Below are 24633 nucleotides of genomic sequence, written 5' to 3'. Positions count from 1 at the left end.
CCCTACCCTCCTATAAAGGAAGGTAGAAACAGATCTTTTTAACTATTGTTTTTCTACTTTACGCACGACGGTTTCTCCGTTAAGAGTAATTCGTACGAGATAAATACCCGGAGCACAAGCATCACTATTCGCAATTCCATCCCAAGTTACATGATAGAAATCACTTTTGAGTGTTTCTTTCGCCCACTGCATTACCTTACGTCCCATGACATCATAAACAGCAACCTCAACCGTATCATCGGCCTTAGCTTTAACATAGACATTCAGCTTATCAGTAAACGGATTCGGGTAAACCGAGATATTGTCTTCCGGTGCGCTGAAGTCGATAACTACCGGTTGATCGAGCGTTCCGACTACCGAGTTCGACCGGTAAGCGAGCGTCGTTTTGGCACGAGCCACTATATCTCCGTTTCTCTCCAGCTCGAACGTCACGTCGCGATCACGACTTTCTCCCGATACGGAGATGAAATTGAGTTGCTTGTCATTGACATTGACACAATCGCTCACGCCTCTCAATACTCCGTCGACATAAGCAAGAATCTTATCCCCCGGTTCAACATCTTCCGAAACGGCGACAATACTCATATTCTCGGCATAATTGTTATTCACATAAGTTTCCTGTACATTTTCATCTGCCGAACGCCTGTTCTTACGTAAGATATTCCTGTTCGACAAAGATCCCGATGTAGAAGGATAAGTAAAAGCAACATTATCAGAAGTCGTACGCAACAACATATACCCCTTGTTCTGTTCCATATACTTCAGATTACCGATCCAACCCGTACCGGAATACATTGCAAACTGGCTCTGAGATTTTATAATATCCCCTTCTTTTGCGTCATATCCCGCCAACGCTTCTTTTACCATAATATTGGCAGAAGGCAAGTAGCCGATATAATTCCAGCGACCACCAAGTACCGTTATAGGTGTTGTTTTAGGATCAACCATTGCACCGTCTGTACTCAATATCTGATCATCGGAAGAATGTAACATAAAGAGCGAAACATTATCGAATCCTCCGTTTTTCGTCAAAGATCCTGTCCAACCCTTGGTTTTCGAATAAGAATCGAAATAGTCGCGGCTCTTCACGACATCCGAAGTCGTCCACGTTCCGTTCATCAACGTTGCCGACACATTCGGCAAATTAGAATTCGAAAGATTGAACGAAACCCAGTTCCAACCTTTAACCAGATTTATATTCTGGAAGAAAATCTCCTTACCGTCGAATACGATCGGGTCTTTAGCCGTACCGACCACCCCGTCGTTCACAAACGTTATCGTTCTCTCTGGTGTCGGTGTTGCAAGATAAACCTTCCCGGTACTTGCATCCCACATACGGAATTCAATATTACCAGATTGTTTTTCATTATTGTACACAGTCAAAAATGTGTACCACATATCATGATCGCGATCATAACTATTGTTAGCTACACCAATGCATTTACCGTTCTGGAATGCTGCCAACATATCTTCTTTATCAGTGGAGAATACCGTATTGAAACGCATCTTAGCGAAAACCGACATATTATATTTATAGTCTGCCGGATTCACTGTCCATGCAGGTTTCTCTCCATTTATTTTCACCGATATAGGCAAAGGTTCTGTAACATTATTCTCTCCTCGAGCATACACAACCTCTTCGTATGTTCCCACATTAGTTCCTTCATTTATCGTGAAGGTAATCTTTTGAGTTCCTTTCGGATCGATTTCCCCGCTCATCGGATCGGCAGTAAGCCATGATGGCAAGCCTTCGATAGTAAAGTTCTTGACACTACCTCCGATATTGTTCAACGGAACGATAAATTCATATTCTTCATACTGTTTCTTATCAATAGCGATTTCACTCTCGCCCCATTTCAACTGATTACGGTCGATATAAGCACTCCAGCGATAAACCGTAGAGTCGATGTTTCCGTTCAAGTCGCGAACATCCCTCAACGCCACATTGACAATAGTCTTTTCCAATACTTCAGGAGCTTCTTCCAGATTGATGATAATCGCGCTACCGCTTGTTACAAAACTATATTTCACACTCTGTTCCGGACCTTTAGACTTCAAAGGAGCTCTCTCATTCGTCTCAGAGACAATACCCTCCGTTGTCGCCGATTTTCCTTCAACCAAATCTTCAAGTGTATAAACAAGTTCTTTTATATTCGCAGTATTCACAATATACTTCTCAAACGGATAATAAGCGATAAGCCCCATTTCTGAACCTTCCATCTTTTTATTCGTATTACGACTTATGATAGACTGCGGCAAAGCGCTGTTCCACATTCTGAATTCATCGATCTGGCCTGAGAAGAACCGGTCTCTATAAGTCATATCGGGTATTTGAGCATCACCCCAGCGGCATCCACCCAAATAAATTTCAGTTCCCGATATAGCCCCGACGCTATCGCTTCTGAAATAGTTTTTCAATTCTCCGTCCATAAAGATCTGGGCATTACCCGAACTACGATTTACAGAAACCGCAAAATGATGCCAATTCTGATCCATATACGAACCATTTATCACTTCTTTATAACCGTTGCTTCTGAATATAAGCTGACTATTTTCAAATCCGACAAAGAATTTATTTCCTTTTTCTCCACGTTCATTTCCATCAGCCTTGCCATTATTCACCAATGCAGCATCAGCTTTGGTAGAAGCATCCGTACGGAACCAAAATTCCAAAGTAAAATCCTTATCATCCTTAACAGGAATCTCCGAACTATTAATCACGACCATTCCGGTAGCCCCATCCAACTGAATGGCTTTCCCGTCAGGAGTACTCCAGTTTCCATACATAATCGCATTATTCCCTCGAGCTTTATCCGTAATCAAAGTCCCCTTGCCTTCATCCATCGGGAAGTAAGCGACTAACGAAGATTCCATTCCCGACAATATAGAAAGGCTTCTCGATTTAATGTCGGCAATCGAATAAGCCTCATCCCAGAAACGGGCTTCATGCATGCATCCGGCAAAATAATTAGCACCGTTTACATTTCGTCCGTATTCTATCTTACCTATACCATTATAAGCCGGTACATTATCTTTATTAATAGCCAGTTCATAATTATAGTAGGCTTTCAGATTACCTGCCGTATTGTCATACACGACAGCTATATGCGCCCATTGACCGGCAGACATATTCAACACATCCGATTGATATTTTTCCGTTCCTAATTGAACTTCGATTCGTTTATCTGCCGTAAAGCTCACTTCGAATATTTCCGGTGTATCGCCCTGAGTAAATATCGTTCCCGCACGATTCAGGTTATCCGGTTTCACCCATAATTCCATCGTCATGCTCTTTCCGGTCATATTCTTATCGAACTCGGTCGTCAGATAATCCGTTTCACCGTTCAAATCGACAGACACGTCATGATCGCCATTAGAACCATTCTTCACGGCAGTCACCTCAAAATTGGCATTGGTAAAATATCCTTCGGCAAGCGCTTCGTTAAAATCGATCCGTATCTCATCTTCGATACCTAAGATACCACTGGCCGGTTTTGGAGTTCCGAACAACTTGGGCAATACCAAATCTCTTATACCGCTCACAACCTGAGACTCTGCTGTCACGAAATCATTGCCTAACGAACAATAGCTTACCGCACGAATGTCGTAATTCTGATCAAGCGTACCCACAAAATTACAAGTAATAGAAGCTCCTTCGATCATTGCCTTATCAGACTCTTGAGCCTCTTCATACAACGTTTCATCGGCATAGAATGTCATGATATTCTGCCAATCGGAATCAGATGAAGAAGATGGTTTTGACTGTACGGCAATATGATGGAAATTCCGGAAATTTACATCAAATCCGTCTACTGTTATCGGCAAATAATATGTTCCGTCAGATAACTGCGGAGAGTTCAAATTCAAAACCCAATTACTTCCCGGCGATTTGATATTCACCTCTGTACTTGCCGGTATAAAATGCACCGATAATGAAACCGTATCGGCAATATCATCAAGGAAATCGGTCGGATCATACTGACATTGAGAAGCTAAAATTAAATTCAAGCCCTCATAATCATACGCATCACCCATACGTACTTCCAGTGTTTTCTCAAGAATATCGCCATAAGGAACGACAAAATCCCGCCCGGTGCTCAAAGGTACACCGTCTATGGTAAATTTTGCACCCGTATTGTTAGATGCATCATCCATCTTTAAAGTATAGATTACATCTTCCTGCGCCTCAGAATCATTACTTAACAACAACTTGAATACGGCAGCTTTATCTGACGGTACATTAGATATCGTAGTTACTTCGGCATCGATCTTAGGAACTTCGATACGCAAAGTACCTTCACTCAATTTATGTCGTCCCGGTTCATAGTATTGAGTCATTTCTTCCCCTTCATAAGGACAAGCCGTAGCTCCCCCCTGCGTATAATATACGAAATTAGTTCCCGACGAAACTCCTTGTTCTTTGCGAATATCGACGCTTATATAATCATCGTCGCCCTCCTCAGCCAAAACAAATCCGATTTTCTTCGTCTGCTCTTCCGAAGAACCTTCTTCAGATCCCGACGATGTTTCTACCGTCTCGTTCAACGTCATCTTGAACCCGAATCCGTTTACTTTCATTCCGAGTTCGGTTGCCAGTCCAGAACCGACGGTAAACGTCGTAGTCTTCGTTTCTTCTTGAGACAATACGAACTCTTCGGAATACTCCACACCCGCACCGGCCTGGAATGAGAAATTTTTATACGATACCGCTTTTATTTTCTTTTCCTCATTGTCTGCCAATATCTTGATCCAAGAATCGATCGAGGTATTCAATGCGGCAATCGTATCTCTTGCTGTCGTCTCATCATAATTATCCGGGAAAATCACACGATAACTGTCCCCGTCGAATGTCGAAACATCACTGTTCGATTTCCCGAAATCCTCGCTCTCCCGGTCTATTTTCGATATATATACCGGTTCGTTGTTCTGATTAGCCAACGTTTTGGCATACTCATCCGTCGTTCCCTTATCGAGCAGGATATTGTCACGTAAATTAATAATTCTCGGCAACAAAGACTGTTCGATAAAAACTTGCGGATAAACCAACAACGTTCCGAAGCTTTTTCCTACCGAAAGAGCCTGTTTAGACGAAATGCAATAACTTCCCGCTTCAACAATAGGGTCTCCCGAATTAGGACCTACGGGACGAATACTTAATAAATTTTCTATTCCGTAACTGATATTAGTGGAGTTTGCAACGATCAAATCTCCGTTACGGCCTACATATAAAGGATCATCGCTGGTCTGGAAACGTGTACTCAACGTTGTCGTCTCTACCTTAGTATTCGATTTCGAATCATCGGCTTTTGAGGAAACGATAACTCCCATAGAATTTTCACTTTCCGTTTTGGTTTCCGTTTCTACTCCGACTCCGACACTAGTCGTCAGCTCGAAACCTAATAAAACATCATCTTGCATATCCACATTAGACGCCGTACCCGAAGTAACAGTCGAGCTATTCGAGATCGCCAAGCCCTCTTCAGCATAAGCATAACTCAACGAACCGGGAGGATCTCTCAACACCATCAATGCTTCAGTAGGTCCTTGAGTGACAAAATCTTTACCACCGGCCATAACTCCTCCGATATGGTAACCTTCAACCGGAGTCGCCACAATAGTATTACTGTTAAAGTCGAAACTTGCTTCTATCTTTTTCGTAATATTAGACAAGCTGGGCTCTACCGTCTGATAAGCAATCGTAACCGATCCGTTTTCATCGAGAGCGTACAGCTCATTTGTCTTTCCGGCGAAACCATTCGTCACAGAAACACTTCCCTCGCTCACCGGAACTCGGTCATAATCCGATATTTCGGGTACTCCGCCACCTTGCGGTTCTTTATAGAACGGATACTCTTCATAAGCGTCGATCTTAATTTTATACGTTTTACCTTTCTCGAATACAGGTTTGCCCATCAGGTAAGTTTTCTCATTTTCATCATACAAGGATATCAAGTCTGTTCCGCCTGCCAGATTCATCATTTTATAATCAGCACTACCGAATTGAGTTTTACCTTGGCCGTTCACCTGACTGATAGTTAATGTCGGTTCTTCGCGATGAATATATTTATATGATTTATTATACTTCACCGTATCTTCGGTAACGACTCCTCCATCTTCCGGTTCTGAAGTATAAATAACTTTCTCCTCGCTGAACGCATTAGTAAGATCCAATATATTTGCATCACTAAGTCCTGAATATCCGGTAACGGAGATATTGCTGATTTTATACTGTTCGGGAATAAGATCGGCGACAAATTCTCCCGTTTCCGGATCTGGAACAATCGAAATAAATGAAGCATCCGATTTTACCGTATTTTTATGTTCCGGATGGAAATGCGTCACCGTAATTTCCTCTTCTGTACGTTCATCTCCGGTATTCTCATCTTTATAATAATAAATCTTGCCTTTACTATCATCATTCAATTTCAATTGAAGAGAAACCTTTTCTCCCAAATTATTTTTCGAAAGCGAATGTCCGAGCGGTATAGTATCCTGAACCGCACCTCCGGCAATACGTCCGATAAGGCGTACACGGGTGGCATCCCAAAAACGCACATTAGTCATATTGTCCTGATAATCGAGGTCGGCATTAAAAGAATTCTGTAATTTACCGTCATTTACGAACGTATGATTCTGCTTCGAAGCTTTTACCTCGTGCTGACCCACCGGAACTTGTATCTCGAATTCACCTTTCTCGTTACTGGTAATGATCTCCCCATTACTCTTCGATGCGACTTTACCGTCGATATAAAACATAACGCCCTCCACAGGAATCGTACTATTATTATAATATACGATACCCGACAGATCGAAAGACGACTGATCGACAAAATCTATATTGAACATCATCGATGAATGACCGATTACAATGGTTTTTTCTCCCGGAGAGAACTGATGCGTACCGTAATAAGGAGTCAGTGTGTACTCCGTACCGTCTCCCGAATATGGAATACCTATGATACGATAATTGCCGCTCTTATCGGTAACGCCCCTGAAAGACAACTGCTCGGGCGATGGAACGACATCCGAGTCTAAATCGGCGTTATATATTTTACCGTGATTTTCGTTATACTGTGTACCATGATAAGAAAGATCGTAAAATTCGGTAACGACACTTTCGTTAAAACGCCAGTAAGCTTGCAGGTTATCCTCATTACCAGCCAATAACCGGTTATAGTTTCCTGTTATATCCTCTTGAGTAAGAGCTGCATCCCAAACACGTACCTCATCGATATACCCATTAAAACCTTTTCCGATTTCCACTTTACCTTCTTCCGGAGCAATACTCAATGAAGTAATACCATATTTATACACCAATATCGTATCTACTCCGGCTGTATTTTCCCGACAAAGATAAAGGTACAATTCGTCATTTCCTTCTCCTCCTTGATAAACAGCAGAGATATGAGAGAAACGCCCGGTATTCAATTTTTCATTAGCACTTACTTTCGCCGATTGTGAACCTTGCGAGACTTTAAAATAAGGTATTCCCGATTCCAGCCCCACTTCATAATTTCCCTTTTTTAAAATGATACCGGTCACATTGTCCGAAGCCGGTTTCACATAAGCCTGTATCGTATAAGGAAGTGCTGTCTGCGCCACAGACTTGTCGGTTTCTAAATAAGAATCGTCTGTACCTTTGAACTTTATACTCTGTCCACCGATGGATTCGCGACTGCTGACCTGTACATCGACCCCTTCGACAGCCTGACCGTCATCGAAAGTTATCCGCCCGATAATTTGTCCTACCGGAGACCGGAATCCGATGGTTTTAGGCTGAGTTTCACTCTCAACCGTCTCATTCGCGCACTTCGATAATCCCACGATCTTATATTCATAGATAACGCCCGGCACGCAGTTCTTATCTTCTACCGAATAATAAGACTGAGTAGCAGCGCCCGGAACAGAAGTAATTTGTTCGAACGAGCTGTCATCTTGAGCATTAGGATCATATATACGGCGACGAACCGAAAAATTATCGAATGCCGCACCTTCGGTCGACCATGAAATCTCTACCCGGTCGGTAAAATACCCTTTCGATGCGCTCATTTCCGGTTTTAAATCACCCTGATCCGTCGGAATAAATGTTTCCGGAGTATGAATTGCAGCCAAAGGGCTATAAGTATTCGCATTAGGCTTTACCTGAAGTTTATAACGATATTCGCTGCAAAGCTGCAACATATCATCGATATATGCACCTTGATTATCTCCCTTAAAATATTGTTCATATTGATTATACTCTTCTTCTGTAGTAAATTCTGCTGGCAAAGGCTTATGAGTTACCTCACTCTTCGGCATCTCGATATCCTCTACAGTATTGAGCGTTATATTCTGTCGGGTAAGTACGAATTTACTTCCGTTACTCCAGTTGTCACCAGATATCTTCCAATAAATCAATGCTTTCCCGTTTTCTAACAATACTGCATGAGCATCCGTCACTGTCAAATGTATCGTGCTTACCTGTAAATTATCAACTTTTTGCCTATACGTGTCATTCCACGCTTCATACTGTTGTGTCGTCTCTCGTATCAGGAAAAATGAATATTGCCCTGTCGAATTTTCAGGTACATCTATCGCATAAGAATAAGACGTCTGACCGAACTCATACGGTACGGACACTTTCTCTGTCGTTGTAGAAGCTGCACCATTCAGCTTATGGCTATAACTCAAAATAAAGTTGTCCTTTACATAATTCGAACTGGCTGTTCCGGGCACAGACCAAGTAACATTTATCTGCCGAGTCGATTCATCAAAAGCCGCTTCTAATTTCGAAGCCTGAGGATAAGCATCTAACGTCACCGTATTACTGGTAGATGAAAGAGAAATGTTTTGTACCGAAAAATCCTGTGTAATCACATATCTATTCTCTTTACTTAAATCTATATCGGAAGCATTCAGCGTGAAAGTTCCCGAAGTACTCGATGCTGACTGCGTTGCAATAATGTCACCGGTAGAAGAGTCTTTTCTCAGATGTATATTTCCTTTCCCCTGTATTGCACCTGTACCTCCGCTTCTACTCCATTTTATAGACACTTGCGGATTTTTTTTACTATTATCTTGCGTGAATTCAGGAGAAGAAAGTGTCAACTTTGGCATTTCCGCAGTCGTAGTAACTTTTACCGTATAACCGTTAATATCCTGATCAGCCGTAGCCCCGTCATTCCACCACGATCCGTTAAAAGACATACTTACCTCTTTATTTAACTGGGAATTTTTTATATACCACTTAATTTCCATATACCGGACATCGCCACTTCTTGGAGTACCTACCATATCGGCTTTTTCATCTCCATTAGAACGAGACAATGACGGATTATCTCCTTTACCATTACCACCATCGCAATAAATACGATAAGTAGATGTTCCTAATTGCAAATCAAGCCAACCCGATTTTGGAGAAAACCCGGCATTATAGGTCAAAATATCCGAGCCATCATCATCCCAAACCGGTATTTTCAAATAAATATACCCTCCATCCGGATGCCAACTCGTAGTAATACCATCTCCCACCTCATTAGGCCAATTATGTCTTGCGGATACATATTGTACCCCGAAACTCAGGAACAGAACCATCAGCATGAGGATCTTCCCCAACGAATGCCACATGGAACCATAAACCGAGTCCGACACTCTTTTCATTTTGTTTAGACAAACTCTCATTCTATTTTATTTTTAAATTATTATCGACTTTAAAAAGCATATACGGCCCTTACTTTCGCCGATGTATTTTTTCCCGACGATTTACTGGAAATTTCCGTTCCGTTGATAAATACATAACTATTATTCGCATCTACTTCGGTAGAGGTCCAGTAACTTTCATTCTCACCCAAAGGTGTCTTGCCATTCTCGCCTAACGTTACATTCAGCAGATATTGTACACTATGTACGGCGATCAGTTCATTCAACGAAGGCATATACCAACCTTGCCCTTTCGCAGAACACCATGCGTTCGCCGGATATTTTACAGAACTTTCCTCAATACCGGATATTTTATTTGAATTTAATTTTCCGTCACTGTCAGAATCCGCACCCACCACTATTGATTCGGAGCTCCATACCAAAGACTCTTCATCGAAAGAGATGATTTTCCCGTGAATCCCGCCATCACTCACCTCATATACCACTCCTATCGGGTTTTCTTTATCCCCTGCGGCATAGTAAAGATCTCCTACGGCATACGATTCTCCGGCAACCGGTTTACTGGTCGTTTCCGCCCAGGACAAACGGCGGATAGCCCGTACCGCTCCTTCTGACATTTTATCATCATCGAAAGAATCCCCTGCAAGTATATCTACCGGATCTTTACCTTGTTCTACAGGTGGTATGACATAAGCTTCCATTGCAATTCCATTCGCATAAGGACTCTCCGTATCATCTTGTCCTCCGCTGCGCATACTTTCGGTAGAAGACCAATAAAACCGACCTGAAAACGGTGTTCCACCTACTTGCAATAATTGCATGTTTATCTGTTCCTTATTTTCATAAATCGAAAGCCATTCATTCGCAGAAGGCAAATACCACAGGTCTCCTTCTGCCGCAACGGCAGCAAAGGCGGGATAATTTGTTTCCCAATCGGTTAGACGCTTTATAACAGACATATTCTCGAAACCATCGGACTCATTTGTCGCACCGGTCGTCTTATGCCCTATACTCCATTGCTTACCTGAAGTCTCTTTCAATGAAAGGATTTTCCCGTAACGCCCTACAGTAGAAACTTCGATAACTATACCTTCAGGCATTCCGTTCCGGTCATAATAAACATCTCCCACTTTATAGGTCGATGCCGAAGTATTGGCAAAAGAAGGCTCTATCCACGCCAGCTTTCCGTTTGCGACACTCAACACTTGCCCCTCCTGCCCAATAGGAAGAATCGTCCATGCATTATTCGCCCAATACAGAATATCGCCTTCATTACTTCCCGTAGGTTTATTTTTCAGATCATTGTAATCGCCGCTAAACGAATTCGACGGCAACTCCACCGATTCTCCCAATTCAAGAAGCGTTTCATCATTCTCTTCCGTACCGCCTTCCAAAACCAGTTTATTTTCTTTTATACTCAATCTTTGTTTCACCGGTTTATTTTCCAATTCTTTATAATTACCGCTAAATCCCTCAGGTAACGCCGAAAAACTCGGATCGAGTTCTAATAGACCGAATTCCTCTTCCTTACCTTCTAACACGAGTTTACCCTCTTTAATACCGAGTTTCTGTTTTCCCGGAGTTCCTGTTAAATCGGAATACTTTCCGCTGAATCCCTCAGGCAACTTAAAAAATTCTGGATCAACAGCAAGATATTCTCCTCCGGAGATTACCAAACTCCCGTCTTTTATACTCAACGTTTGTTTTTCCGGAATACCGGCCAAATCGGAATATTTTCCGGTAGTCGCTACCAATTTAAAATCAGGGAGATTAAGTAGATTATTAAAATCTCCGTCAAAACTTACCGGAAGTTGTATCGACCCGCCATCGGTCAAAGAGATCGTACTGCCGCTTATACTCAATTGCTGTTTTTCGGGCACATCCGAAAGATCATTATAACTGCCCGACGTAGCTACCGGAGACAGTACAGGTGCATTAAGCAACTTGTTATAATCTCCATCGAAACTATTTCCCGCACTTTTCGCATACAAAGCATACGGCACACTCAACAACTGACTTGTCCCGCTGATCGTATAATTACCCCCACCGTCAGGATCTGTCTCCGTTTTAATAAAAAATACTCCGGCAGACCAATCTATCGAAGAAAAAGAGCCTTGAACGACTCTTCCGTTCCCGATATATAGACTGATCATCCCGTTTGCATTAGTCTGTACAGAATGAGTTTCTACATAAACAGGAGAGCCATTTATACCACCCTTCAAGATACTGATTCTCACACCTACCGTCTTATTGACGACCAAATTATTGGACACATTCCTGATAACTGCCTGGTAGCTCATCAGATCAGGGACTTGCGACCTTACCGAAAAAACGGCTACAGCCAGTAAAAATACGGCCATAACTCTTTTAAACATTTCCATCCAATTGCGTTTATTGTTATATTACTTGATTATTTTTTCAAAATTTTGAAAGTCTTCAATACTCGGTTATCTTTAAGAACTTTCAGGAAATAAACACCGGCAGATAATGAAGACATATCGATACGGCTCTCAGCCTCTACAATTTCGGATAATCGCAGAAAAACTCCTTTTGAATCTGTTAAGATTACTTTCACTCCGTATAAATCAAATGAAGAAAAAGACAAAACCAGATAATCGGTCACGGGATTGGGATACGCCTTTACCGAAACAGAGGGATAAAGGTCGAGTCCATCTTCCGTCGAAATCTCATAGCCCTGCTGAACTCCCGGATAAACTGCACCTGTAGCAGATATTTGCGATACAAAAAAAGGTTGCCCGACAGAAAAACCGATAAAACCTGTTGATGATAAAGCTGTCCCGCCTCCGGAATTAACGCTATTTTGAGCATTCACTTCTCTAACTGAAATAAGAAATAAGATAAGTAGTAAATAATTTTTCATACTATATATCATGGAATAATAAAATCAAGCAGTTTTATCGGCCGACACTTAAAAGAGTTTTAATCCCGTTTAACACAAATACAGAAAAAATATCGACAGATATAATAAATCGACATTAAAGTTATTAAAAAGCTAAATAGTCTAAATTCAACAAATAAATATTTACAAAAAATCATACTGAAATATATCAAAATTTCAAGTCAATTATTTATCAACCAACTATTTATATAATAATTAAAAAAACAATTATCTTTGTATAGTTTTTACGATTAACCGTATATTGTCAAAAAAAATGCTTTTAAATCACAACAGACTATGAAAGAGGAAAAACATATAATCGAAAATCAAAGAGAATTAATATTTTCATACCTCTCGATCGGGTGCACAATCGGAATCATATTATTTCTCATAACTGGAGGTAATGATGAAAACAAAAATTTTTTCTTTATCATTAATAGCATACACATAAGCTTCATCATCTTATTATTCCTTCTCCACTATTTCAAAAAGATTTCTACAGTTGCGGCTATAATTGCTTTTGCACTAATATCTCAAATAGAAATATCGGTAGAGTGTATAATTATGGCAATCAAAAATACTCCATTCTCCATATCTTTAATATTAGGTAACATCACATTAATAGGGCTGTTACTTATATTTATGGTTATATCCTATATCCCTTACATTCCGTCAATAATCACTTTCATTTCTGCCTTGACATACGCATATTGTATATATACGACCCAAAATGAGACCCTTATCGAGGTCGCACTCCCTATATTCGTGGCATTTATAGTCGTATCGTTAATGAGCCGGCATCTGACTCAAAACATATCGAATATGCAAAAAGAAAATATCAAATACGAGATAGAACAAAAGACGATTCTCGGATTCTTAAAGATGGACAAGCAACAGGTATTCCGTTTTATTGAAATCATGAGAGATAAAGGGTTGACTATGTCTCAAACTGAAGAGGTGCTTGAATTACTCGGGAAAGAAAACCGGGAAAAAATCGAGTCAGGCGTAAGAAAGATGATACAAAATAATGAACAGAATATCGAACGTTTAAAACAATATGCAAAGACACTGACTCCCTCAGAACTATCAGTATGCGAACTGATCCTCGACAACAAAAATATTTCAGCAATCAGCGCAATAACCGGTAAATCGGTATCTAACATAACCAGTACTCGTTGCCATATACGAAACAAGCTGAAACTCAAAAAAGAAGAGAACCTTCGGGAAGCGCTACTGAAAATCACAAAACAAAAGAAATAACTCCGTAAGAAGCTGCCTAAAACAGACAATAAAAACGGGATTTAGCCTAACGCTAAACCCCGTTTTATAAGATAATCGACCAGATTTAATCTTTTAACTTAGCAGAAATAAATTCCCGATTCAAACGAGCAATGTTCGAAATAGAGATGTTTTTAGGACATTCGGCTTCGCAAGCTCCGGTATTGGTACAATTCCCAAAACCGAGCTCATCCATCTTAGCAACCATTGCTTTTGCCCGACGGGTAGCTTCAACCCGTCCTTGCGGCAGTAACGCCAACTGGCTTACTTTAGCCGAAACGAACAACATTGCCGAACCGTTCTTACAAGCGGCAGCACAAGCTCCGCAACCGATACATGCAGCGGCGTCCATCGCCAAATCGGCATCTTCTTTAGGTATAGCTATCGCATTAGCATCGGGTACACCTCCGGTATTTACCGAAACGAATCCCCCTGCCTGAATGATTTTATCATAAGCAGAACGATCTACCATCAGGTCACGGATAATAGGAAAACCTGCCGAACGCCACGGCTCGATAGTGATCGTATCGCCATCATTAAAACGGCGCATATATAACTGACAAGTAGTAGCACCGGTCGCAGCACCGTGAGGATGACCGTTGATATACAACGAACACATACCGCAAATACCTTCACGGCAGTCATGATCGAAAACAACAGGGTCTTTACCTTCTTTTATCAACTGTTCGTTCAGAATATCCAGCATTTCCAAGAAAGAAGCACCCTGAAAAATATTATTCAGTTGGTAAGTTTCAAAACGGCCTTTTTCCTTAGGACCTTTCTGACGCCAAACCTTAAGGGTTACATTTATATTTTTGTCCATGATAATTCTTTGTTACTGATTATTACTTTTTATAGTTACGGGTTTGAGGAACGACAAATTCATAATTCAACATTTCTTTCAGCATTACAGGGTCTTTATCTTCTCCCTGATATTCCCAACAAGAAACATAAGAGAATTTATCATCATGACGCAATGCCTCACCCTCTTCAGTCTGGTGCTCTACACGGAAGTGACCACCACAAGATTCTGCACGATCCAAAGCATCATGAGCCATCAATGTACCGATTTCGATAAAATCGGCAAGTCTTAATGCTTTTTCCAGTTCGATGTTCTGATCATCGCCCGAACCCGGAATAAATACATTACTCCAGAACTCTTTCTTCAGATCTTTCAACATCTCGATTGCTTCTTTCAAACCTTTTTCATCACGAGCCATACCGATATGTTCCCACATTATATGGCCTAAACGCTTATGCAAAGAATCTACCGATTCTTTACCTTTTACGCTCATCAATTTATTAATACGAGCTTCGATATTCTTTTCTGCTTCTTTGAATTCAGGCAGATCGGTACTGAAACGAGGCACTTGAATCTGATCGGCAAGATAATTCTGAATTGTATAAGGCAATACAAAATATCCGTCGGCAAGTCCTTGCATCAAAGCAGATGCACCCAAACGATTAGCACCGTGATCCGAGAAATTTGCCTCTCCGATTGCAAATAAGCCCGGAATAGAGGTTTGCAACTCATAATCTACCCACAAACCACCCATTGAATAATGCAATGCCGGGTAAATCATCATCGGAGTTTCATACGGATTTTCGTCTGTAATCTCTTCATACATATCGAATAAGTTACCGTACTTCTGTTTTACCACTTCTTTACCTAAGCGTTTAATTGCATCGGAAAAATCAAGGAATACTGCCAATCCGGTATTGTTTACACCGAAACCGGCATCACAACGTTCCTTAGCAGCACGCGAAGCGACATCACGCGGAACTAAGTTTCCGAATGCCGGATAGCGACGTTCCAAATAATAATCACGATCTTCTTCCGGAATATCTTTTCCTTGTTTCTTACCGGCCTGCAAAGCTTTCGCATCTTCTATCTTCTTCGGTACCCAAATACGTCCGTCATTACGCAAAGACTCGGACATCAATGTCAACTTCGATTGGAAATCTCCATGCACCGGAATACAGGTCGGATGAATCTGTACCATACAAGGATTAGCGAAATAAGCACCTTTCTTATAACATTGCCATGCCGCAGAACCATTAGAAGCCATCGCATTGGTCGACAAGAAGAATGTATTTACATATCCTCCTGTTGCAACGACAACAGCGTGTGCAGCATAACGCTCGATTTTACCGGTTACCAAATTACGAGTAATAATACCCCGAGCACGGCCATCTACCAATACAACATCCAGCATTTCATGACGGGTAAACATTTTCACTTTACCTTTACCGATCTGACGACTCAATGCCGAATATGCACCTAATAGTAATTGTTGGCCGGTCTGACCGCGAGCATAGAACGTACGGGATACCTGAGCACCACCGAAAGAACGATTATCCAACAAACCGCCATATTCACGAGCAAAAGGAACTCCCTGTGCTACACACTGATCGATAATATTGTTAGAAACCTCTGCCAGACGATATACATTCGCTTCACGGGCACGATAGTCTCCTCCCTTAATTGTATCATAGAAAAGACGATACACGCTATCACCATCATTCTGATAATTTTTCGCAGCATTAATACCTCCTTGTGCTGCAATTGAATGCGCACGACGGGGAGAATCCTGAATGCAGAAATTCAATACGTTAAATCCCATCTCAGCTAATGAGGCGGCAGCCGAAGCTCCGGCAAGACCGGTACCTACGACAATAACATCAAGACGACGCTTATTTGCGGGATTCACCAGTTTTTGGTGAGCTTTATAATTACTCCACTTCTCGGCCAACGGACCTTCGGGGATTTTAGAATCTATTTGAGACATATTTGTTTGTTTTCGTTTGAATTAATATAAATCTTTATCAAAAAGGTCTCTTCCGATTATGCGATAAAACCAAAATAAATCGCAATAAAAGCAAAACCTGCACAAATGATTGTTGCATAAACATTCGAAATGGCTTTCCAACGAGTCAGCCATATGTTATTATTCCATCCGATCGTCTGAATAGCACTCCAAAAACCGTGAGTGAGATGAAACCAGATAGCAACGAACCAGACCAAATACAAAATAACGAACAACGGATTGCTGAATGTGTCCAGAATCAGTTGGTAACCATCGTGAGGATCGACGCCCAAATCCAAACCTGCAATTTCATTAAACTGCATTTTATACCAAAATTGGGCCAGATGCAGAATAAAGAAAACAACGACAATTATACCCAACACCAGCATGTTTTGAGATGCCCATTCTACTTGCTTAGGTTTGGCAACCACAGCATAACGGTCATTTCCCCGAGCTTTACGGTTTTGAATCGTAAGCCAAAATGCATAAATGATATGCACGACAAAGCCCAAAGCCAAGATAAGAGTTCCGACCAATGCGTACCAATTGGCTCCCAAGAACTCACAAACCATGTTGTAGGCTTCCCCGGAGAACACCGCAACAAAGTTCATTGCTAAGTGGAAGGTTAAAAACAAAATGAGGAAAAGCCCGGACAGACTCATGACCAGCTTTCTCCCGATTGAAGAATTGAATAACCACATAGGATTCTAAGTTTTAAGTTATTTATTTATGTTATGTAGATTTACCGCATTTTTACAAATTGCAAAATTAGATGAATATTGCGTACAAAACAAGTGATTAAAGAATTTTTTCCTTAAATAAAAAAGGCTTTCTCGAAAAATTTCTATTTTCCAATAAATAACAGTAACAAGTCTCTGTTTAAGCAGATTACAAATTTAAAGACAAAAAGAAAATACCTTTTGAGTTTAATCTTTCAGAATCTGTTTTTTAATTTCATACCGGATTAAAGTCTTAGAGCCTATCTAAATTTTCCGACAAAAAAATATTATCTGATCGAAAACTTTAGAAACTCTGAAAAACACAAAAAATAATAAGCAAAAAAGGCCAATTCCGGATATAAAAAAGGAGATGCCTTCTCTGACATCTCCTTTTCCGAATATGATAAATACTTATTTATCGAAATGATATTAAAGTTTCGGTCCGGCAGCAACCAAAGCTTTTCCAGCAGCATTTCCTTCGAACTTAGCAAAGTTCTTGATGAAACGACCAGCCAAATCTTTAGCTTTTTCATCCCACTGAGCAGGATTTGCATAAGTATCGCGCGGATCAAGAATTTTAGGATCAACACCCGGTAATTCTGTAGGAACAACGAAATCAAAATAAGGAATAACTTTGGTCGGAGCTTTATCGATAGAACCATCGAGAATAGCATCGATAATACCGCGAGTGTCCTTAATAGAAATTCGCTTGCCTGTTCCATTCCAACCTGTGTTGACCAAATAAGCTTTAGCACCGGTTTTTTCCATCTTCTTCACCAGTTCTTCTCCATATTTTGTCGGGTGCAATGACAAGAAAGCAGCGCCGAAGCAAGCAGAGAATGTAGGAGTCGGCTCGGTAATACCACGTTCTGTTCCGGCCAATTTAGCTGTAAATCCTGACAAGAAGTAATATTTAGTCTGCTCTGCATTCAATATAGATACCGGAGGCAATACGCCGAAAGCATCTGCAGACAAGAAAATCACTTGTTTTGCGTGAGGACCTTTCGAAATCGGTTTTACGATATTTTCGATGTGATAAATCGGATAAGAAACACGAGTATTCTCAGTTACGCTCTTATCTGCAAAATCGATCTTACCGTCAGCAGCGACAGTAACATTTTCAAGCAAAGCGTCACGTTTGATAGCGTTATAAATGTCTGGTTCGCTCTCCTTATCAAGATTAATAACTTTTGCATAGCATCCGCCTTCATAGTTGAATACGCCTTCATCGTCCCAACCGTGTTCATCGTCTCCGATCAACAAACGTTTCGGATCTGTCGATAAAGTTGTTTTTCCCGTACCGGACAATCCGAAGAAAATAGCCGAGCTTTTACCGGCTTTGTCGGTATTGGCAGAACAGTGCATCGAAGCGATACCACGCAGCGGATTTAGATAGTTCATGATAGAGAACATACCTTTCTTCATTTCACCGCCATACCAAGTATTGATAATAACCTGTTCTTTAGTAGTCAAATTAAATACGACAGCAGTTTCAGAGTTCAGACCCAACTCTTTATAATTTTCTACTTTAGCCTTAGATGCATTGTAAACAACAAAATCAGGTTCTCCGAAGTTTTTCAACTCTTCTGCTGTCGGACGAATAAACATGTTAGTAACAAAGTGAGCCTGCCAAGCAACCTCAACGATGAAACGAACTTTCAGACGAGTAGCTTCGTTAGCACCGCAGAAAGCATCTACAACAAACAATTTTTTGTTTGACAATTCTTTTACAGCGATATTTTTCAGTTCTTTCCAAGCTGCTTCGCTAACCGGTTTATTGTCATTTTTGTATTCTTCAGAGGTCCACCATACAGTATTTTCGCTGGTAGCATCTTTCACAAAAAATTTATCTTTAGGAGAACGGCCGGTATAAACACCTGTCATTACGTTCACAGCACCCAGTTCAGTTACCTGACCTTTTTCAAAACCTACCAAACCCGGTTTGGTTTCTTCTGCGAACAATACGTCGTATGACGGATTGTGCAGGATTTCAGTAGTACCAGTAATACCGTACTTGCTTAAATCTAAATTTGCCATTTTCTTTTGGTTGAATTAAATGATTGACTGAATATAATTAATTATCTCTCTCTTCTAAATCCGATGCAAAAGTAATATAATTTCGGCACATGGTTACTCTAATTAAAGAAATTTTTCGCTAATTGACTCATTTTTTTATTCCTATTCGAAAAGTCAATCCCTTTAGAGCCTGTTTAAATTTTATTGGGGTCAGATTTGAAAGTTTTTTCGAGGATGTTTTTCTGTTTTTATAAAGAAGATAACAAATTCTGACAAGCGAAAACAGAAAAACGATTTGGAAGAAAAAGCAAAAATGATCTGATAATATTTTCTTATCGAAAAATTTAAACAGACTCTTATATCGTTTTTCAGAAGTTAATACACTGATTTCTCGCAATAAATATCTATTTTTGCATTTCATTTTAAAAGTTACTAAATGAAAATCGTTAATTTCGCAGAAAAGAATTCGGAACTAAATCGTTTTGTTGCAGAAATACGGGATATACACATTCAACAAGATCGACTCCGGTTCAGAAAAAATCTGGAAAGAATAGGAGAAGTAATGTCTTATGAAATCAGTAAAGACCTTCGGTATAGCGAAAAACCGGTTACGACTCCTTTAGGGGTAGCCCGTGTAAACACAGCCGACGATAAAATAGTAATCGGGACAATACTACGTGCAGGAATACCCTACCACCAAGGATTTTTGAATTATTTCGACCGGGCCGAAAATGCATTTGTTTCGGCGTACCGGAAATATAAAGACAAACTGAATTTTGAGATTTTCATAGAATACATTGCCTCTCCGCGTATTGATGGGAAAGTTCTGATCTTGACAGATCCCATGTTAGCCACCGGAGGTTCTATGGAACTCTCATACAGAGCTCTGCTTACAAAAGGTGAACCGGAGCATATACATATAGCATCGGTAATAGCCAGTCAAAAAGCAATCGAATATATTACCACTCATTTTCCTGAAGAGAAAACAACGGTTTGGGTCGGTGCTATTGATCCGGATCTTAACGAACATTCTTATATCGTACCCGGGTTAGGGGATGCCGGAGATCTGGCTTACGGTGAAAAGGAATAACCATATCAACGTCGTCTAATAAAAGTGCTAAACTCTAAATTTATGGGGATAACCATTCGTGAAATCTCAGGCAAAAAAGCGCTGAAGAAATATGTACAATTTAATATAGACCTCTATAAAGAAAATCCGTATGCCGTTCCACCTCTTATTTTTGATGAAGTAGGAACATTAAGCCCAGAAAAAAACCCGGCATTCGAATTTTGCGAATCGGTTTACTATATGGCTTATGAGGGGGAAAAACCGGTCGGACGCATCGCTGGTATTATCAATCATAAAGTAAATGAAAAAAGCGGGAAAAAAAGTGCCCGTTTCGGATTTGTAGATTTCATAGACGATACGGAAGTCAGTGATGCATTATTTAATGCCGTCGAAAAATGGGCTCGTGAAAAAGGAATGGAAGAGATTGTCGGACCATTAGGATTCACGGATATGGACCCCGAAGGACTATTGATCGAAGGATATGACCAACCCGGAACAATGGTTGCCATCTATAATTATCCTTATTATGTAAACCATATTACCCGGCTCGGATACGAAAAAGATAACGACTGGGTAGAATTCAAAATATATGTCCCCGAAGAAATTCCGGTAAAACACAAACGTATATCCGATATTGTTCAGGCAAAATACAAACTGAAAGTATTGAAATACAACAGCATAAAGAAAATAGTAAAAGACTATGGACGCAAGATATTCGAACTTATAAATCAGGCATACGCCGACCTATACGGATATTCGGCACTATCTGAAAAACAGATCGACTATTATGTAAAAATGTACGTTCCTATGGTAAGACTCGAAAACGTGTCTCTCATTGTCAATGAAAAAGAAGAGCTCGTTGGTGTAGGTATCGCTATTCCGTCCATGACAAAAGCTCTGCAAAAAGCCAAAGGAAAGCTTTTCCCTTTCGGTTTTATTCATATCTTAAAAGCTCTTCGTGGTAAAAACGATGTTGTAGACCTCCTTCTTGTCGCTCTTCGCCCCGACTACCAAAATACAGGAGCGAATGCATTGTTGTTCTCTGATCTGATCCCCGTATTTATAAAAAACGGATACAAATACGCCGAAAGTAATCCTGAATTGGAAGAAAACGGAAAAGTTCAGTCTCAATGGCAATATTTCGAAAATGTACAACATAAACGCCGTCGTGCTTATAAAAAACGATTATAAACCGGCTATGGGGCTATCTGAATTCTAAGAGCCCGTCTAAATTTTTCGATAAGAAAAACATTATCAGGACATTTTTGCGTTTTCTTCCGGTCTTTTTTCCCGTTTTCACTCGTCAGATAGCTTGCTATCCTCCTCGTAAAAACAGAAAAATATCCTCGAAAGAAACTCTCAAACCTGACCCGAGTAAAATTCAGACCGACTCCGAGCAAATTCCAATAATTTAAAAATCAACGGGAAAGTCAATAAGGCTTCCCGTTTTTATCATATTACTTCCCTTTATAAAACTATCGGGTAAGAACCTATATAGTACAGCAAAAAAGAGAATATTTTAGGAAATGGATTATTTTAGAAGCACTCTCTTTCATTTTTTGACGAAAATTAACTACCTTTGCCCCCTCTTAAAAATAAAAGCTAATCGTTGAAAATTAAACAGATTAAATAAAATATGGATAGTAAATTAGATTTTCATCCACGCTTGTTCAGTGCGTTAAAGAATTATTCTAAAGAAAAGTTCATGGCTGATCTCATGGCCGGAATTATAGTCGGAATCGTAGCTCTTCCATTAGCTATAGCTTTCGGTATAGCTTCCGGAGTAAGTCCGCAACAAGGACTTATCACAGCCATTATCGGAGGATTTATCGTCTCTTTTCTCGGTGGAAGTTCTGTGCAAATCGGAGGACCGACAGGGGCATTTATCGTAATCGTTTACGGAATTATTCAGTCTTTCGGGATAGAAGGATTGGCAATAGCCACAGCCATGGCAGGAATCATATTATTGCTAATGGGAATATTCAAACTCGGAACTATTATCAGATTCATCCCCTATCCTATTGTAATAGGCTTTACGAGTGGTATTGCCTTAACGATCTTCACAACACAAATCAAAGATCTGTTCGGCCTTACGATGGAATCTGTACCGGCAGATTTTATATCTAAATGGATCGCCTATTTCCAAAGTTTCGGAACAACTAATGTTTGGTCTTTAGGAATAGGACTTATAAGCATATTACTGATTATCATAACCCCCAAATTATCTAAAAAGATACCCGGATCATTGGTTGCCATCATCATTATGACAATCATTGCTTATGTATTGAAACATCATTTCGGAATTACCGGAATCGAAACAATCGGAGACCGTTTTACAATCGATTCTTCTTTACCGCAACCGGCCGGCTTACATATCAATATGGAAACGATCAATCAACTGTTACCGGCAGCTTTTACAATAGCGATGCTCGGAGCTATTGAATCATTGCTGTCGGCAACCGTAGCGGATGGAGTTACCGGAGACCGACATAATTCCAACACCGAATTAATAGCGCAAGGTGCTGCGAATATCGTTTCTCCTATCTTCGGAGGAATACCTGTAACCGGTGCAATAGCCCGAACAATGACAAATATCAACAACGGTGGAGTCACCCCTATTGCCGGAATCATACATGCCATAGTGTTGTTACTCATATTGCTATTCCTTGCCCCTCTTACCACTCATATACCGATGGCATGTTTAGCCGGAGTATTAATTATAGTCTCATATAATATGAGTGAATGGAGGACTGTAAAATCAATGATGAAAAACCAAAAAGCAGACATCGCCGTATTGTGGGTAACCTTGATATTGACCGTTATTTTCAATCTGACAATAGCAATCGAGATCGGATTATTGCTTGCTGTACTTTCATTTCTCCGTCGAGTAACGGAAAATACCCATATTTCAGTATTGCGCAATGAGCTGGATCAAAGTGCAAATAAAACAGAAACTCTATCAGAGGAGCAACTCTCCCTCGAAAAAGGGGTTGAAGTATACGAAATTGACGGACCGTTTTTCTTCGGTATTGCCAATAAATTCGATGAACAGATGCGTATCTTGGGAGATAAACCGTTGGTTCGTATCATTCGTATGAGAAAAGTGCCGTTCATCGATTCTACCGGAATACACAACCTCGAGATATTTATCAACTCTTCTCGCAAAGAAAACATACATGTCATCTTGTCGGGTGTAAATCCCACCGTACATGCATCGCTGGAACGAATGGGTGTCGAAGCCTTATTAGGAGACGAATATATATTCGATAATATACATAAAGCTGTTGCTAAAGCCAATATAATGGCATCAGAGCTAAAAGCTCAACCTAAATAGCCAAAAAATTCCATAGAAAATCAAGAAATCGCCCTTTGTTCTTAATAAAACAAAGGGCGATTTCTTATTTATCACGAAATTCGTCTATTCCCAAATTTTCCATTTTGCAAGTCCGTTATTCCACATCTCATTAAGATCCTTCTTATCCTTCAGCGTATCCATAGGTTTCCAGAATCCTTCATAACGATAAGCACTCATCTGTCCCTCTCTGGCCAAACGCTCCATCGGTTCTCGTTCCCATACAGTCATATCGCCTTCGATATAATCGAATACCTGAGGTTGACAAACAAAAAATCCGGCACTGATCCACAAACCATCACCTTTCGGCTTCTCGGCAAAAGAAGCGACGCTGTTATTCTGTCCCAAAGTCACAGCACCGAAGCGTCCCGTAGGCTGAACCGTAGTAACAGTACATAAACGGCCGTTTTCCTTATGAAACTTCAATAAATCGGCAATATTTATATCCGACACACCGTCACCATAAGTCAACATAAAAGGTTCATCGCCGATATATGGCTTTATACGCTTAATACGTCCGCCGGTCATCGTTTCATTACCGGTATCTATCAAAGTTACCTTCCAAGGCTCGCTCGTCGTATTCAAAGTCTGTACCGTATTACTGCCCAAATCGATCGTTATATTCGCCCTGTGCATAAAATAATTTACAAAGAACTCTTTAATAACATATCCCTTATACCCAAGACAAATAACGAATTCATCGATACCATAATGTGAATAACATTTCATAATATGCCAAAGAATCGGCATACCTCCGATTTCTACCATAGGCTTCGGCTTTACATCTGTCTCCTCACTGATACGAGTACCGAGCCCGCCTGCTAATATTACAGCCTTCATGTATATTTAAATTT

At 40.4% G+C, this 24633-nt stretch carries 12 protein-coding genes; 4 read left to right on the top strand and 8 right to left on the bottom strand.

Features of this window, described 5'->3' with window-relative positions; genetic code table 11:
• Positions 1-42 precede the first annotated feature (42 nt).
• From Q0093_RS11735 to Q0093_RS11725, 3 genes are read right to left on the bottom strand one after another with little or no spacing between them, the layout of a single operon-like run.
• A complete protein-coding gene (locus tag Q0093_RS11735; protein WP_297930661.1) occupies positions 43-9660 on the bottom strand; it encodes a LamG-like jellyroll fold domain-containing protein in 9618 nt (3205 codons plus the stop codon).
• Positions 9661-9689: 29 nt separating this feature from the next.
• On the bottom strand, positions 9690-12020 hold the full coding sequence (locus Q0093_RS11730; RefSeq protein ID WP_297930658.1) for a hypothetical protein: 2331 nt from the start codon (positions 12018-12020) through the stop codon (positions 9690-9692).
• A 29-nt stretch (positions 12021-12049) separates the two neighbouring features.
• On the bottom strand, positions 12050-12520 hold the full coding sequence (locus tag Q0093_RS11725) for a T9SS type A sorting domain-containing protein (RefSeq protein WP_297930655.1): 471 nt from the start codon (positions 12518-12520) through the stop codon (positions 12050-12052).
• A 582-nt stretch (positions 12521-13102) separates the two neighbouring features.
• On the opposite strand from Q0093_RS11725, the gene Q0093_RS11720 reads away from it, so the two are divergent.
• Positions 13103-13798: a hypothetical protein gene (locus Q0093_RS11720; RefSeq protein ID WP_294178212.1), complete on the top strand. Its 696-nt coding sequence runs from the start codon at positions 13103-13105 to the stop codon at positions 13796-13798.
• Between the two features lie 85 nt (positions 13799-13883).
• Here Q0093_RS11720 and Q0093_RS11715 read toward each other — a convergent pair whose 3' ends face one another.
• The 4 genes from Q0093_RS11715 to pckA all read right to left on the bottom strand — a co-directional run bounded on the left by Q0093_RS11715 (position 13884) and on the right by pckA (position 19379).
• On the bottom strand, positions 13884-14639 hold the full coding sequence (locus Q0093_RS11715) for a succinate dehydrogenase/fumarate reductase iron-sulfur subunit (RefSeq protein ID WP_009318442.1): 756 nt from the start codon (positions 14637-14639) through the stop codon (positions 13884-13886).
• 22 nt (positions 14640-14661) lie between these two features.
• On the bottom strand, positions 14662-16605 hold the full coding sequence (locus tag Q0093_RS11710) for a fumarate reductase/succinate dehydrogenase flavoprotein subunit (RefSeq protein WP_294178207.1): 1944 nt from the start codon (positions 16603-16605) through the stop codon (positions 14662-14664).
• A gap of 56 nt (positions 16606-16661) precedes the next feature.
• Entirely contained in the window at positions 16662-17324 is a 663-nt protein-coding gene (locus tag Q0093_RS11705; protein WP_294178205.1) for a succinate dehydrogenase cytochrome b subunit, read from the bottom strand.
• A gap of 447 nt (positions 17325-17771) precedes the next feature.
• Positions 17772-19379: a phosphoenolpyruvate carboxykinase (ATP) gene (gene pckA, locus Q0093_RS11700; RefSeq protein WP_294178204.1), complete on the bottom strand. Its 1608-nt coding sequence runs from the start codon at positions 19377-19379 to the stop codon at positions 17772-17774.
• A 415-nt stretch (positions 19380-19794) separates the two neighbouring features.
• Between pckA and upp the strand changes: the two genes are divergently transcribed.
• The 3 genes from upp (at position 19795) to Q0093_RS11685 (ending at position 23761) form a co-directional block, all read left to right on the top strand.
• Positions 19795-20448: a uracil phosphoribosyltransferase gene (gene upp, locus Q0093_RS11695; protein ID WP_297930652.1), complete on the top strand. Its 654-nt coding sequence runs from the start codon at positions 19795-19797 to the stop codon at positions 20446-20448.
• A 42-nt stretch (positions 20449-20490) separates the two neighbouring features.
• On the top strand, positions 20491-21618 hold the full coding sequence (locus Q0093_RS11690; protein ID WP_297930649.1) for an N-acetyltransferase: 1128 nt from the start codon (positions 20491-20493) through the stop codon (positions 21616-21618).
• Between the two features lie 445 nt (positions 21619-22063).
• A complete protein-coding gene (locus Q0093_RS11685) occupies positions 22064-23761 on the top strand; it encodes a SulP family inorganic anion transporter (protein ID WP_294178199.1) in 1698 nt (565 codons plus the stop codon).
• 84 nt (positions 23762-23845) lie between these two features.
• On the opposite strand, the gene rfbF is transcribed toward Q0093_RS11685, so the two are convergent.
• On the bottom strand, positions 23846-24619 hold the full coding sequence (rfbF, locus tag Q0093_RS11680; RefSeq protein ID WP_297303863.1) for a glucose-1-phosphate cytidylyltransferase: 774 nt from the start codon (positions 24617-24619) through the stop codon (positions 23846-23848).
• Between the last annotated feature and the right edge of the window lie 14 nt (positions 24620-24633).

It is taken from the genome of uncultured Coprobacter sp., from assembly GCF_947855755.1.
Classification (GTDB): Bacteria; Bacteroidota; Bacteroidia; order Bacteroidales; family Coprobacteraceae; genus Coprobacter.
Note: the sequence above shows the minus strand (reverse complement) of the source record. Positions and strands in the feature narration are given on the sequence as shown.